General features: G+C 68.7%; 15 protein-coding genes. 8 read left to right on the forward strand and 7 right to left on the reverse strand.

Going from position 1 to position 13266, the window contains the following annotated elements:
- Positions 1-88: 88 nt before the first annotated feature.
- From AB4Z46_RS21980 to AB4Z46_RS22005, 6 genes are all read right to left on the reverse strand, one after another.
- The gene (locus AB4Z46_RS21980) at positions 89-487 is read right to left on the reverse strand and encodes a GreA/GreB family elongation factor (protein WP_442285663.1); all 399 of its coding nucleotides are present in this window, start codon (positions 485-487) and stop codon (positions 89-91) included.
- Positions 488-609: 122 nt separating this feature from the next.
- Complete coding sequence (locus AB4Z46_RS21985) at positions 610-735, reverse strand: hypothetical protein (RefSeq protein WP_442285664.1); 126 nt, start codon at positions 733-735, stop codon at positions 610-612.
- Positions 736-849: 114 nt separating this feature from the next.
- The gene (locus tag AB4Z46_RS21990) at positions 850-2109 is read right to left on the reverse strand and encodes a M20 family metallopeptidase (protein ID WP_442285665.1); all 1260 of its coding nucleotides are present in this window, start codon (positions 2107-2109) and stop codon (positions 850-852) included.
- A gap of 1 nt (position 2110) precedes the next feature.
- On the reverse strand, positions 2111-3889 hold the full coding sequence (gene uraD / locus AB4Z46_RS21995; protein ID WP_442285666.1) for a 2-oxo-4-hydroxy-4-carboxy-5-ureidoimidazoline decarboxylase: 1779 nt from the start codon (positions 3887-3889) through the stop codon (positions 2111-2113).
- Between the two features lies 1 nt (position 3890).
- Complete coding sequence (gene puuE / locus AB4Z46_RS22000; RefSeq protein WP_442285667.1) at positions 3891-4841, reverse strand: allantoinase PuuE; 951 nt, start codon at positions 4839-4841, stop codon at positions 3891-3893.
- A 4-nt stretch (positions 4842-4845) separates the two neighbouring features.
- Positions 4846-5520, reverse strand: a complete 675-nt coding sequence (locus AB4Z46_RS22005; protein WP_442285668.1) for a GntR family transcriptional regulator — start codon at positions 5518-5520, stop codon at positions 4846-4848.
- Between the two features lie 74 nt (positions 5521-5594).
- Here AB4Z46_RS22005 and uraH point away from each other — a divergent pair, with 74 nt between their 5' ends.
- The gene (gene uraH, locus AB4Z46_RS22010; RefSeq protein WP_442285669.1) at positions 5595-5957 is read left to right on the forward strand and encodes a hydroxyisourate hydrolase; all 363 of its coding nucleotides are present in this window, start codon (positions 5595-5597) and stop codon (positions 5955-5957) included.
- A gap of 2 nt (positions 5958-5959) precedes the next feature.
- Here the strand turns inward: uraH and AB4Z46_RS22015 are convergent, their stop codons facing one another.
- Positions 5960-6460 (reverse strand): hypothetical protein, encoded by a 501-nt coding sequence (locus AB4Z46_RS22015; protein ID WP_442285670.1) that lies wholly within the window; start codon positions 6458-6460, stop codon positions 5960-5962.
- 74 nt (positions 6461-6534) lie between these two features.
- Between AB4Z46_RS22015 and xdhC the strand changes: the two genes are divergently transcribed.
- The 7 genes from xdhC (at position 6535) to AB4Z46_RS22050 (ending at position 13194) form a co-directional block, all read left to right on the forward strand.
- A complete protein-coding gene (xdhC, locus tag AB4Z46_RS22020; RefSeq protein WP_442285671.1) occupies positions 6535-7347 on the forward strand; it encodes a xanthine dehydrogenase accessory protein XdhC in 813 nt (270 codons plus the stop codon).
- A 202-nt stretch (positions 7348-7549) separates the two neighbouring features.
- A complete protein-coding gene (locus AB4Z46_RS22025; protein WP_442285672.1) occupies positions 7550-8755 on the forward strand; it encodes a urate hydroxylase PuuD in 1206 nt (401 codons plus the stop codon).
- A 157-nt stretch (positions 8756-8912) separates the two neighbouring features.
- Entirely contained in the window at positions 8913-10247 is a 1335-nt protein-coding gene (locus AB4Z46_RS22030) for a glycerate kinase type-2 family protein (RefSeq protein WP_442285673.1), read from the forward strand.
- A 63-nt stretch (positions 10248-10310) separates the two neighbouring features.
- Complete coding sequence (locus tag AB4Z46_RS22035) at positions 10311-11072, forward strand: phosphatase PAP2 family protein (protein ID WP_442285674.1); 762 nt, start codon at positions 10311-10313, stop codon at positions 11070-11072.
- 79 nt (positions 11073-11151) lie between these two features.
- Positions 11152-11391, forward strand: coding sequence for an acyl carrier protein (locus tag AB4Z46_RS22040; protein ID WP_442285675.1), 240 nt, complete (start codon positions 11152-11154; stop codon positions 11389-11391).
- Positions 11388-12590, forward strand: a complete 1203-nt coding sequence (locus AB4Z46_RS22045; protein ID WP_442285676.1) for a beta-ketoacyl-[acyl-carrier-protein] synthase family protein — start codon at positions 11388-11390, stop codon at positions 12588-12590. Before AB4Z46_RS22040 ends, AB4Z46_RS22045 begins: the two co-directional genes overlap by 4 nt.
- Positions 12591-12663: 73 nt before the next feature.
- Entirely contained in the window at positions 12664-13194 is a 531-nt protein-coding gene (locus AB4Z46_RS22050) for a DUF4136 domain-containing protein (protein WP_442285677.1), read from the forward strand.
- Positions 13195-13266: the final 72 nt, after the last annotated feature.

A 13266-nucleotide genomic window follows, 5' to 3' on the forward strand; every position in this document is an offset into this window, starting at 1 on the left:
CCTCTTCGCGAGTGACGAGCGCGTGCCTCGGCCTGCCTGCCGCCTTCCTGGGGGCAGAGAGTGCACGCAGTGACGGAGCCGGGGCCTTCTAGCCGAGGGTGCCGCTGTGTTCGGGCTGGAACAGCACGGCGACGATCTCGGCGCTGCCTTCCTCGCCGCTCGGCGTCTGCCAGCGTGCGACCGCCCCGGCCTTCAGTCCGAGCAAGGCGCTACCGACCGGCGAGAGCACCGAGATGTAGCCGGCGCCAGGCTCGGCGTCGCCGGGATAGCAGACGGTCAGCGTCTGGCGGCGTTGGGTGAGAAGGTCGACGATCTCGACCTGCGAGTACATCGAGACGATGTCCGCGGGAAGGTCGCGAGAGGGAAGCACCTCGGCCGCGCCGATGAGGTCGGCGAGGCCCGGGGGCAGCTTGCCGTCCAGCAGCTTGCTGAGCCGGACGAAGTCATGGTCGGTGAGCGTGCGCTCGCCGTGAATCGTTGCCTGCATGAAACGCACTCCAGTCGAATGCGGCCTGCCCGATCGGACGGGCGACGGCCACTGCCGCGCGAGGCTGGTGCCCGGCGGTCGAAAGGTCTGCGCTGAAAAGGGAGAGGAGCGGACCGCCGGGCTTAGGAATCTGCGGGCGTCGGCTGGAAACCCGCCGTGCTCGCCAGGAACTGCGCATGCGCGCGGTCCGCCGCAAGCGGCAGGACTGCGAAGGCAGCGTGGTTGAGGAGCTGGACGGGGGTTTGCATGGGCCCGAGTCTATCGGCGACGCGTGATCGGCTCAAGCAATGGCCTCACGCTCCTTGCCGATATGAGAAGGCCGGGCGAGTGGCCCGGCGCTGCGCCCGGAGGCTGGCGCCGTATCAGGCCAGCAGGTCGCTCAAGGTCCGCGCGATGACCTTGGTGGCGCGCCGCAGGTCTTCGAGCACCACGCGTTCGTCGCTGCGCTTGGCGTGCGACTCGAGCACGGTGCGCGGGCCGGCGCCGTAGATCACGCCCGGGATGCCGGCCTCGCCGTACAGCCGCACGTCGGTGTAGAGCGGCGTGCCCATGGCCTTGATCGGTTCGCCGAAGAGTTCCTGGCCGTGCTTCTGGATCGCATCGACCAGCGGCTTGTTGCCGGCCAGCGGCTTCATCGAATTGGCCAGCAGCATGCGCTTGATGTCGACCGTGATGCCGGGCATGCCTGCAGCCGCGTCGGCGATGACCTTGCGGATGCTGGCTTCGACCTCGACCGGGTTTTCCTCGGGGATCATCCGGCGATCGAGCTTGAAGACCACCTTGCCGGGCACGACGTTGGTGTTGGTGCCGCCCTCGATGCGGCCGACGTTGAGGTAGGGGTGCGTGATGCCCTCGACCTTCGACGTCACCTGCTGGTAGAGCGTGTTCTGCGCATAGAGCGCATTCAGGATGCGGACCGCGCCCTGCAGCGCATCGACGCCGCTGGTCGGGATCGCGGCATGCGCCATCTTGCCGTGCACCGTGACTTCCATCTGCAGGCAGCCGTTGTGCGCCGTGACCACCTCGTAGCTGAAGCCGGCCGCGATCATCAGGTCGGGCTTGGTCAGGCCCTGCTTGAGCAGCCAGCCCGGGCCCAGGATGCCGCCGAATTCCTCGTCGTAGGTGAAGTGCAGTTCGACGCTGCCCCGGTTCGGCCTGGCGACCGCCTCGAGCGCTCGCACTGCGAAGGTGAAGCTCGCGAAGTCGCTCTTGCTGACCGCGGCGGCCCGGCCGTAGAGGCTGCCGCCGTCGATCTCGCCGCCGTAGGGGTCGTGCGTCCAGCCTTCGCCGGGCGGCACCACGTCGCCGTGGGCGTTGAGGGCCACGACCAAGCCTTGCCTGGGTCGTTCTCCCTCCTTGCGGTCGCCGGTTTCGCCGTACTTGCGGCGCACGATCAGGTTGGTGATGGATTCGAGGCCATAGTCCTTCACTTCCTGTGCGGGCACGGCGTATTTCTCGGCCTCGAAGCCGAAGGCCTGGATCAGTTCCGCCGTGCGTTCGGCGTGCGGTGCGTTGTTGCCCGGCGGCGTGTCGGTGGGCACGCGCACCAGTTCCTGCAGGAAGCGGACTTCCTCGTCGAAGTGGGCGTCGATCCAGGCGTCGAGTTGCTTGTAGTCGGTCATGTCAGTGGGCCAGGTCGGTGGCGAGGTTGTCGAGCAGCAGCTGGAAAGCCTGGACCGCCAGCTGCATGTCGTCGTTGGTGCTCGATTCGAGCGGGTTGTGGCTGATGCCCGAATTGATGCCGCGCACGAAGAGCATGGCTTGCGGCATCACCTCGTGCAGCTTCATCGCGTCGTGGCCGGCGCCGCTGGGCATGCGGAACAGCGGCACGCCGAGCGTGTCGACCGCCATCTCCCAGCGCTGCTGCCATTCGGGCGCGCTGGGTGCCGCTGCCGCGCGCATCGTTTCCTCGAGCGTGTGGCGCACGCCGCGGCGCTCGCAGATTTCCTTCAGCGCATCGACGACGTCGGTCGCGAGCGCATCGCGCTGCGCGTTGTTCGGCGCCCGCAGGTCGAGGCTGAACTTGCAGCGCCCGGGCACCACATTGATCGAGCCGCTCGGCACTTCGAGCATGCCGACGGTGGCCACCGAATCCCCGTCCTTCGCGGCGCGCTGCTCGGCGAACAGGATCAGCTCGGCCACGGCTGCCGCGGCATCGCGGCGGCGGTCCATGGGCGTGGTGCCGGCGTGGCTGGCCATGCCGATGACCTCGCCCACGTAGCGAACGCTGCCGTTGATCGAGGTCACGATGCCGAGCGGCAGGTCGAGCTCGGTCAGCACCGGGCCCTGTTCGATGTGGACTTCGACGAAGCCCAGGTACTTCGAGGGATCGCGCTGCAGCTTCGGGATGTCTTCGTCCTCGAGGCCCGCGTGGCGCCGCGCCTCGCGCATCGTGATGCCGTCGGCGTCCTTCTGGTCGAGCCATGCCGGATCGAAGTGGCCGATCAGCGCGCCGGAGCCGAGGAAGGTGGCCTTGTAGCGCTGGCCTTCCTCTTCGGCGAAGCCCACGACCTCGAAAGCGAACGGCAGGCGGCGGTTCTGCCGCTTGAGTTCGCGCACGCAGGCCATCGGCACGAAGATGCCGAGCCGGCCGTCGTACTTGCCGCCGTTGCGCACCGTGTCGTAGTGCGAGCCCGTGAGCAGCGCGCGGGCGCCGGGCGTGGCGCCCTCGTAGCGGCCGACCACGTTGCCCACGGCATCGATCTGCACGCTGTCGAAGCCGGCCTCGCGCATGTCCTGGGCGATCTGGGCTGCGCAGGCGCGGTGCGCGTCGGTCAGGTAGGTGACCGTGAGCTGGCCCTTCTCGGCGTAGCCCGGGTCGGTGTGGGCGGCGAGCTTCTCCTGCCAGTCCCAGACCACGTTGCCGATCGTCGGGTCGGCATCGAACTTGTCGTCCAGGCGGATCTCGGCGATGCGGTGGATGTTGCGCAGCGCCTCGCCGAGTTCGAAGGCCGGGTGGTGGTGCAGCCGGCGCTCGAAGGTGTCGATGATCTCGCGCTTCAGGAGACCGGTGCCGCGCGGGCCGCGCACCGCGAGGATGAACGGGAAGCCGAACTTGGTGTTGTAGTCGGCGTTGAGCTGCTGGATCTTCGCGAATTCCTCGGGCGTGCAGTCGGTCAGGCCGGCCCTGTTCTGCTCGTTGGTCGATTCGGCGGTCAGGCTCTTGCTGACCATGGCCTTGCCCGCGAGTTCGGGGTGGGCGCGGATCAGGCCGAGCTGCTCTTCGCGCGAGGCGTGGGTCACGGCCTGCACCAGCGCATGCTTCAGGTGCGGCAGCGAGCGGAACGGGCGCGAGACGAGCGCGCGCGCGGCAATCCACGGCGAATGCTCGTAGACGCCGTCGAGCAGTGCGACGGCTTCATCGGCCGAGGCCGCGTTGAGTTGGTCGATGGTGAGCGCCATGTCAGTCTCCTTGCGAGGCGGCGTAGGGGTGCGTCGCCTTCCAGTGCCGCGCGATGTCGAGCCGGGTGCAGACCCAGACCCGGTCGTGCGCGGCGATGTGATCGAGGAAGCGCTGCAGCGCCACGATGCGCCCGGGCCGTCCCAGCAGGCGGCAGTGCATGCCGATGCTCATCATCTTCGGCGCCTCGTCGCCTTCGGCGTAGAGCGCGTCGAAGCTGTCCTTCATGTACTGGAAGAACGGGTCGGCGTGCGAATAGCCCTGCGGCAGCGCGAAGCGCATGTCGTTGCAGTCGAGCGTGTAGGGCACGATCAGTTGCGGCACCACCTGGCCGTCGGTCTTCTGCACCTTCATCCAGAAGGGCAGGTCGTCGCCGTAGTAGTCGCTGTCGTATTCGAAGCCGCCGTAGTCGGCCACCAGGCGCCGCGTGCGCGGGCTGTCGCGGCCGGTGTACCAGCCGAGCGCGCGCTGGCCGGTGAGCTTCTCGATGGCCTCCATGCCCAGGCGCATGTGCTCGCGCTCCGTGTCCTCGTCGAGGTTCTGGTAGTGGATCCAGCGCCAGCCGTGGCAGGCGATCTCGTGGCCCAGTTCCTTGAAGGCGGCGGCGAGTTCGGGGTAGCGCTCGAGCGCCATGCCGACGCCGAACACGGTCAGCGGCAGGCCGCGCTTCTCGAACTCGCGCAAGATGCGCCAGACGCCCGCGCGCGAGCCGTATTCGTAGATCCCCTCCATGCTGATGTGGCGCTCGGGGTAGCTCGCGGGGTTGAACATCTCGGACAGGAACTGCTCGGAGCCGGCGTCGCCGTGCAGCACGCAGTTCTCGCCGCCCTCTTCGTAGTTGAGGACGAACTGGACCGCGATGCGGGCGCGGCCGGGCCATTGCGCATGCGGCGGGTTGCGGCCGTAGCCGACGAGGTCGCGCGGGTAGGGGAGGGTCGTGTCGTAAAGGCTCATGGGGTCACGCCAGTGCCAGGGAGATGTCGTGGGTGGGAACCTTGCGGTCGAAGGTGAGGTTGGCCTCGACGTGGTCCAGGTGCTCGGTCATGAGGCGCACGGCGCGTTCCTCGTCCTTGGCGGCGAGGGCTTTCACGATGTCGGCGTGCTCGTCGTTCGAGTGTTCGGCCGCGGTCGCGCTCTGGTACATCAGCGTGATCAGTGCGCAGCGCGAGATCAGCTCGCCGAGGATCTGCGCCAGCACCGTGTTGCCCATGAGCTCGGCCATGCGCACGTGGAAGTCGCCGAGCAGCTCGGTGCGGCCCGAGATGTCCTCGCCCGAGACGGCGGCCTTCTCGAGTGCGACGTGCTCCCTGAGCGCCTTGATCTTGGCCGGCGTGACGTTGCGAACGAAGGCGCGCGTCATCTCGGCCTCGAGCATGCGGCGCACCGCGAACACCTGCTTGGCCTCGTCGACCGCGGGTGCCGCCACGAAGGCGCCACGCGCGGGCTCGAGCCGGATCAGCTTGTTCTGCGACAGCTGGAACAGTGCCTGCCGCACCAGCGTGCGCGAGACGCCGAAGTGGTCTGCGAGCTTCTGCTCGGCCAGCTTGCTGCCCGGCTGGAGCCGGTGCTCCACAATGGCCTTGGTGAGTGCGTCGACGATCGCGCGGGTGGTGGTCGAGTCCATGTTTTCCATGATAGACCCAAAGCCGATAACTGTATACACTTTTGTCGACCGTAATTTCCCGAATGCACCGAAGGAGTAGATTCATGGGCCTGAGCACTCACGTACTGGACACGATGCACGGCTGCCCGGCCGGCGGCATGGAGGTCGCTCTCTTCACCACCGACGGCACCGCGGAGGACGCACGCGCCACGCTGGTCAGGCGCTTCACGCTGAACGCGGACGGCCGCAGCGACGGCCCGCTCTATGACAACAGCACGCTGAAGGCCGGGACCTACCGGCTGGTGTTCGATGTGGCGGGCTATTTCAAGGCCCGCGGCGTGACGCTGCCCGAGCCGAACTTCCTGAACCGCGTGGCGCTGGACTTCGGCGTCGCGCACACCGACCAGCACTACCACGTGCCTTTGTTGGTGAGCCCGTGGTCGTACTCGACCTACCGTGGGTCCTGACGCTACAACTGGCCTTCGCTGAGTGTGTCCAGTTGAAAACGACCGCCTTCGTCCCACAGCCAGGTGTCGGTCCAGGTCACCTTGCCCAGCCGCGTGGCGGCCGGGTAGGGCGCGGCCACGAGCACGGTGCGCTCGATCTCCGCGATCACTTCGGGGGCGTGTGCGGGCGCTCGCATCCAGTGCATCGACAGCACCTTGCCGTCGGCATCGAGGTTGACCTGCAGCGTGCCGACCGCGTAGAGCAACGGCGGCAGCTTACCGCCATAGATGCGTGCCTTGTTGATTTCGTAGACATGGCGGGCGGCGTCCTTGCGGTAGTCGCGCGCCGTGGCGGCGCTGGACGCACGCGGCTTGCCGCGGCTGTTGTCGCCCGGCTCGGGCTTGGCGTTGCTGAGCTGGCCCGGGACCGCACCGGTCGGCGTGGTGCTGCAGCCGGCGAGCCAGAGGCTGGTGAGGAGGGCGGCCGCCAGGGCGAGGCGGCGCGGCAAGGACTGAATTCGCATCGGCGGGTTTATACCGTGCCCGGCCGGGTGCTGCGCAACCGGAGGTATCGGGCCGATCCCAGGGAGGTCGCGCGATGAGCGGCGCGGTCGACGAACTGCTCGCGCGCCTGCAGCGCGAAAGCGCGGTGCTGGTGCAGGTCGTCTCGACCGAGGGCTCCGCGCCGCGCGAGGCCGGCACCTGGATGGCGGTCTGGGCCGATGGGCTCACGGCCACCATCGGCGGCGGCCAGCTCGAGTTTCAGGCCACCGACGAGGCGCGGGCCTGGCTGGCCGGCGGCCCGGCCATCGAGGGCGTGCGGCGCTATCCGCTGGGGCCGAGCCTGGGCCAGTGCTGCGGCGGCGTGGTGTACCTGTCGTACCGCCGCGTTGCGGCAGCCGATGCGCAGGCGCTCCAGGCCGAACTGCTCGCACACCTGGAGCCCGTCGCGCTGTTCGGCGGCGGCCACGTGGGCGCGGCGCTGGCACGGCTGCTCGCGACGCTGCCGTTCGCGGTGCGATGGATCGACAGCCGCGACGGCGTGTTCCCTTCCGAACTCCCGGCGCAGATCGAAACCGAGCATTCCGAGCCCGTGCAGCACGCGGTGGCCCAACTCGCGCCGGGCTCGCGCGTGCTGATCATGAGCTTCAGCCATGCCGAGGACCTCGACATCGTGATCGCCTGCCTCAAGCGGCTGCGCGAGCGCGACGACCTGCCCTACATCGGCCTGATCGGCAGCAAGACGAAGTGGGCGACCTTCCGCCATCGGCTGGAGGCGCGCGGCTTCACCGCCGAGGAGATGGCCCGCGTGACCTGCCCGATCGGCGTTCCCGGCATCGGCGGGAAGGAGCCCGAGGTGATCGCCGTGGCCGTGGCGGCACAGTTGTTGCAATCGCTCTCGATGGCATGAGCGCGCTCAGGGTTTTCCAGCACGCCGAGCGATGCAAAAACCCACAAGTCAGCGCTTAATAGTGTATACACTTCAGTCCACAAGCCGCAGCGGAGCGAGACCTCGACCCGGGTCTGCGTTCGCGGCACTTTCTCTGCTTACAGCGCCCGCAGTGGTGAGCAGGCACCGCGGCGCCCCCACGCGCCGACAAGGTTGAGAGCAAATGGAAAGCTACTACCTCGACTGGGCCAACCTGCTGTTGCGCTGGGTCCACGTCATCACCGCCGTCGCCTGGATCGGCGCCTCCTTCTACTTCGTGATGCTGGACAACAGCCTGGAGAAGCCGCAGGACCAGGAATCGCTGGACAAGGGCGTCGGCGGCGAGCAGTGGGCGGTGCATGGCGGCGGTTTCTACAACATGCAGAAGTACGCGCTGGCGCCCAAGCGGCTGCCGGACCACCTTCACTGGTCGTACTGGGAGAGCTACTCGACGTGGCTCACGGGCTTCGCGCTGTTCACGATGTCCTATCTGTGGAACGCGAGCACCTACCTGATCGACAAGTCCAAGATGGACTGGCAGCCCGGCGCCGCGATCGGCGTTGCGCTGGCCTTCTTCGTGGTCTTCTGGATGGTCTACGACGGCATCTGCCAGCTGTTCGGCCGGCGCAAGAACGGCGACACCATCGTCGGCGTGCTGATCGCCGTGTTCATCGCCTTCGCGACCTGGCTGGCCTGCCAGTGGTTCGCGGGCCGCGCGGCCTTCCTGCTGGTCGGCGCGATGATGGCGACGACCATGAGCGGCAACGTGTTCTTCTGGATCATCCCGGGCCAGCGCAAGAACGTGCAGGCGCTGCGCGAAGGCAAGCCGGTGGACCCGGTGCACGGCCAGCGCGGCAAGCAGCGCAGCGTGCACAACACCTACTTCACGCTGCCGGTGCTGTTCGCGATGCTGAGCAACCACTACAGCTTCACCTACACCCACAAGTACAACTGGATCGTGCTGCTGCTGATCATGCTCGGCGGCGCGGCGATCCGGCAGTTCTTCGTGGTGCGCCACCGCTTCAAGCTCGGCAACGCGCGCAATCCGATTCCGTACGCGCTGTTCGGCATCGCGGTGCTCGGCCTCACCATCGTCTGGATGAAGCCCGAGCCCGTCGCGGCGCCCGCGGCCGGCGCGGCCGTGCAGAAGGTGTCGTTCGGCGAGGTGCAGAAAGTGCTCGAGCAGCGTTGCTACATGTGCCATGGCGCCCAGGTGCAGATGAAGAACGTGCGCCTCGACACCCCGGACCAGGTCGCCGCGCATGCGCAGGGGGTGTACCAGCAGGCGGTGGTCACCAAGATCATGCCGATGAACAATTCGACCGGCATCACGGACGCCGAGCGCGCCCTGCTCGGCAAGTGGTTCGAAGGCGGGGCCAGTACCAAGTAGCTCGCCCCCAGGTTGGCTCACTGCGTGTAGCCGCCCACCCCCTGCCGGGGGCAACACCGGCGGCCTGGCAAAGCCAGATCCGCGGTGTTTCACGAAGGGCCCGGCTCGCCTGGGGCGAGCGGGCGGAGATGGAGACAATGTCCGGTCAAGGTGACGTATGAACACATCGAAGCTGCAACAAATCCCTGACGCGCATGCCGCGCCGCGCGAGTTCCTGGAGCATCTCTACCGCGTCGCGGTCGAGCGTGCGCTGCCGCTGGCGAGCATGGGGGCGTATCTGCCCAAGCCGCCGAAGGGGCGCACGCTGGTGCTCGGCGCCGGCAAGGCCGGCGGCTCGATGGTGCAGGCGCTGGAGGCGCTGTGGCCGGCGGAAGCGCCGCTGTCGGGCCTGGTGGTCACGCGCTACGGTCACATTCCGCCGCGACCCGAAGGCTTGGCCTCCCGGATCGAGCTGGTCGAGGCCGCGCATCCCGTGCCCGATCAGGCGGGGCTGGATGCCGCGCAACGGATCCTCGCGCTGGCCCAAGGCCTGACCGCCGATGACCTGGTGCTGTGCCTCATTTCGGGCGGCGGCTCGTCGCTGCTGACCCTGCCGGCCGAAGGACTCACGCTGGCCGACAAGCAGCGCATCAACACCCAGCTGCTCGAATCGGGCGCCCACATCGGCGAGATGAACTGCGTGCGCAAGCACCTGTCGCGCATCAAGGGCGGCCGGCTCGCGGCCGCCTGCGCCCCGGCGAAGGTCGTGACGCTCACCATCAGCGATGTGCCCGGCGACGATCCGGCCGTGATCGCCAGCGGCCCCACCGTGCCCGACGCGAGCAGCTGCGCCGACGCGCTGGCGATCCTCGACCGCTACCGGATCGAGGTGCCGGCGCCGGTGCGGGCCCGACTCGAGAGCGGCGCGCTCGAGACGCCCAAGCCCGGCGACGCGGCGTTCGAGGGGCACGTGACGCACGTGATCGCGGCACCCCAGCAGTCGCTCGAGGCGGCCGCGGCCGCGGCGCGTGCCGGCGGCATCGCAGCCCACGTCCTCAGCGACGAAATGGAAGGCGAATCGCGCGAAGTGGGCAAGGTGCACGGCGCCCTGGCGCGTGCGGTGGCGCTGCGCGGCGCGCCGTTCGCGAAGCCCTGCGTGATCCTGTCGGGCGGCGAAACCACGGTCACGATCCGGCCGCGGCAGCCCGGCCAGGCCAAGGGCCGCGGCGGCCGCGCGGGCGAATTCTGCATGGGGCTCGCGGGTGCGCTGGCCGGCTGCGAAGGCGTCTGGGCGCTGGCCGCCGACACCGACGGCATCGACGGCGTCGAGGACAATGCCGGCGCCCTCGTCACGCCCGACACGCTGCGTCGTGCCGAGGCGGCCGGCGCCAAGCTCGCCAGCCACCTCGACCGCAACGACGCCTACGGCTACTTCGACGCCATCGGCGATCTGCTGGTGACCGGGCCGACCCACACCAACGTCAACGACTTCAGGGCTCTTCTGATCCTGTAGCGCCTGGCCGACAGGCTCTCGCCGCCGGCGCTGATGAGAGAATCGGCTCCAACGTCGAGCCCCATGAATCCATCCAACGACCTGCGCCTGGCGCCTCGCCCCTTCGAGACTTGGAAAGAAGAGGTCTGGCTTCGGATCCGCAGGCATTTCGTCCTCAAGGTGATCGGCACCACCGCGTTCACCTGGCTCTTCTTCATCGGCTACTTCCATCTGCTGCGCCAGCCCGCGAGTCCGGTTTCGGCGATGCCGTTGACCGCGATCGACCACCTGATCCCGTTTCAGCCACAAGCGATCGTCGCCTATTTCTCGCTCTGGCTGTACGTGGGGGTCGCGCCCGGACTCCAGCTCACGTTCAAGGAACTGGTGGTGTACGGGCTGTGGGCCGGCGGCCTGTGCCTGACCGGGCTCGGCTTCTTCTATTTCTGGCCGACGCAGATCCCGCCGATCACGCTGCCGCCGACGGACTTCCCCGGCTTCGCGATCCTGCAGGGCGTCGACGCCGCGGGCAACGCCTGCCCGTCGATGCACGTGGCGATCGCGATCTTCACGGCCCTCTGGATCGAGCACTTCCTGCGCCAGGCAGGCGCGCCGATGGCCCTGCGCGTGGCCAATGCACTGTGGTTCGCGGCCATCGCCTGGTCGACGCTGGCGATCAAGCAGCACGTGGTGCTGGACGTGGTGGCCGGCGCGCTGCTCGGCGTCGCGTTCGCGCTGCCTTCGCTGCGCTGGCGGCCGCGTGCCGGCGCGATTTCGCCCGGCTGGAGCGGATATCATGAGGCGTCACTGCCCGCGGGCCGGTTCGGCGGCCGTGCCAGGAGGAACTGATTCCTGCGGGCCGACGACATCCACAACATTGCCGTTCGCAGGGAGCGTCGACGGCCAGAATGACGACGGACACCGCACGATGAGTTCGCTGAAGGAATTGCAGGACCTGATCCACGAGAAGTACGGCATCGAGGCGTCGGCCCTCGACCCGCATGCCTCGATGCGCGAGAAAGGCTTCGATTCGCTGGCCCTGGTCGAGTTCGTGTTCGCGATCGAAGACCGCTTCTCGATCACGATGCCCGACGACGACCCGAACATCGACACGCTGGCCGCGCTCGCGGCCGTGGTCGACAAGGTCAGGGCGACCCAGACCACGTGAGCGCGGTTGCCGTCACAGGCCTGGGCGTCGTGGCACCCCACGGCGACGACCATGGCCGCTTGTTCGCGGCGCTGGTGCGGGGAGACTCGGCACTCGAGCCGGTTTTTCCCGAACTGCCCAAGGCGGCGGTCGCGGCCCGGGTGGCCTTCGATGAATCCCGCTGGTTCACCAAGCTGCAGCTCGCGGGCGTGGACCGCGTGAGCCAGCTCGCGGTGGCCGCCGCCGACCTGGCGATGCGCGATGCCGGGGCGATCGGCGAGCTGGATCCCGAACGCCTCGGCGTCTTCGCGGGCTGCGGCATGGGCGGCGCCGCCGCGCTCGAAGCCGCGTACCGCGGCGGCGGACGCGTGCCGCCGCTGACCATCCCGGCCTTCATGCCGAGCGCGCCGGCCTCGCACGTGGCGATGCGCCAACGCGTCCAGGGGCCGGTGTTGACCTATTCGGTGGCTTGCGCCTCCTCGTCGGTGGCCATTGCCGAGGCCGCCAAGGCGGTGCAGCGCGGCGACGTCGACCTCGCGATCGCCGGCGGCAGCGAGGCGCTCGTCGTGCCGGGCGTGGTGCTCGCCTGGCAGGCGATGCAGACGCTGGCCGGCGTCAGAGCCGGCGAAGAGGCGACGGCGATCCGGCCCTTCGCGAGCGACCGCAGCGGCTTCGCGCTCGGCGAGGGCGCCGCATTCCTGGTGCTCGAATCGGCCGAGCGCGCCCGCCGGCGCGGCGCGCGGGTCTATGCCGAGCTGGCCGGATGGGGCCTGAGCTGCGACGCGACGCATCTGACCAAGCCCGATGCCGCCGGCCAGGCGCGCGCGCTGCGCCAGGCGCTGCGGCAGGCCGGACTGCAGCCCCGCGACATCGGCTACTGCAATGCCCACGGCACGGCCACGCGCATCGGCGACGTGGTCGAGCGCGACGCGCTGGCCGAGGTCTGGGGCGGGGACCTCGATCGACTGCGCGTCAGTGCGACCAAGGCGCTGCACGGCCACCTGCTCGGCGCCGCGGGCGCACTCGAAGCCGTGGTGACGGTGTTGGCCCTGCAGCGGCGCGAGCTGCCGCCGAGCATGCACTGCGAGACGATCGATCCAGCCTGCAGCCTGAACCTGGTGACGCCCGGCAACTCGGCCGCGCCGGAACTGCAAGCCGCCATCAGCAACTCCTTCGCTTTCGGTGGCACGAACTCGGTGCTGCTTTTCAGCCGGGCCTGAGCCGGGACGGGCGCGAGGGGCCGCTAAACTGATGCAGCTTTCGGATCCCTCTCACACACGCATTGGAGTCAACATGATCGGACGTTTCGCTGCACTGGCTTTCGCGCTGCTGCTCTCGGCCTGCGCGAGCGTCGGCGGCCCCGCGGTCAAGATCGATGTCGACCCGGCCGCGAACTTTTCGGGCGTGCGCACCTACAGCTGGGTGGCGCGGCCCGACGGCGGCACGCCGCTGATGCAGCAGCGCATCGTCGACGGTATCGATTCCCGGCTGCAGGCCAGGGGCTGGAAGCTGGCGCCCAACGGCGACATCCATGTGTCGGCGCATGTCACGGCGTCGGAGAAGGAAAACCTCAAGAGCTACTACACGCGAGTCGGCTACCTCGGCTGGGGCGGATTCGGTCCGCCGGCACCCAACAGCGCGATGCCGGCCGAGACCTTCGAGGTCGGCACGCTGGTGGTCGACATGGTCAATGCGCAGACCAAGCGTTCGGCGTGGCGCGGCACCGCGAGCGGCACGGTGCAGGAAGATCCCGCGAAGATGAATGCCCTGTTGCAAGCCGCGCTCGACAAGATGTTCGCCGCATTCCCCCCCGGCTCGAAGTAAGCAGCGCATTCCCTTCCAGGAATACCGCGGAACCGGCTTTGCCGGGCCGCTGGTATTGCCCCCGGCGAGGGG

Origin of the sequence: Variovorax sp. M-6 (genome assembly GCF_052114385.1) — a bacterium.
GTDB lineage: Bacteria > Pseudomonadota > Gammaproteobacteria > Burkholderiales > Burkholderiaceae_C > Variovorax.

Coding starts and splice junctions, on each gene's coding strand:
- AB4Z46_RS21980 (WP_442285663.1), bottom strand. CDS start 487: ATGCAGGCAACGATTCACGGCGAGCGCACGCTCACCGACCATGACTTC.
- AB4Z46_RS21985 (WP_442285664.1), bottom strand. CDS start 735: ATGCAAACCCCCGTCCAGCTCCTCAACCACGCTGCCTTCGCAGTCCTG.
- AB4Z46_RS21990 (WP_442285665.1), bottom strand. CDS start 2,109: ATGACCGACTACAAGCAACTCGACGCCTGGATCGACGCCCACTTCGAC.
- uraD (WP_442285666.1), bottom strand. CDS start 3,889: ATGGCGCTCACCATCGACCAACTCAACGCGGCCTCGGCCGATGAAGCC.
- puuE (WP_442285667.1), bottom strand. CDS start 4,841: ATGAGCCTTTACGACACGACCCTCCCCTACCCGCGCGACCTCGTCGGC.
- AB4Z46_RS22005 (WP_442285668.1), bottom strand. CDS start 5,520: ATGGAAAACATGGACTCGACCACCACCCGCGCGATCGTCGACGCACTC.
- uraH (WP_442285669.1), top strand. CDS start 5,595: ATGGGCCTGAGCACTCACGTACTGGACACGATGCACGGCTGCCCGGCC.
- AB4Z46_RS22015 (WP_442285670.1), bottom strand. CDS start 6,460: ATGCGAATTCAGTCCTTGCCGCGCCGCCTCGCCCTGGCGGCCGCCCTC.
- xdhC (WP_442285671.1), top strand. CDS start 6,535: ATGAGCGGCGCGGTCGACGAACTGCTCGCGCGCCTGCAGCGCGAAAGC.
- AB4Z46_RS22025 (WP_442285672.1), top strand. CDS start 7,550: ATGGAAAGCTACTACCTCGACTGGGCCAACCTGCTGTTGCGCTGGGTC.
- AB4Z46_RS22030 (WP_442285673.1), top strand. CDS start 8,913: ATGAACACATCGAAGCTGCAACAAATCCCTGACGCGCATGCCGCGCCG.
- AB4Z46_RS22035 (WP_442285674.1), top strand. CDS start 10,311: ATGAATCCATCCAACGACCTGCGCCTGGCGCCTCGCCCCTTCGAGACT.
- AB4Z46_RS22040 (WP_442285675.1), top strand. CDS start 11,152: ATGAGTTCGCTGAAGGAATTGCAGGACCTGATCCACGAGAAGTACGGC.
- AB4Z46_RS22050 (WP_442285677.1), top strand. CDS start 12,664: ATGATCGGACGTTTCGCTGCACTGGCTTTCGCGCTGCTGCTCTCGGCC.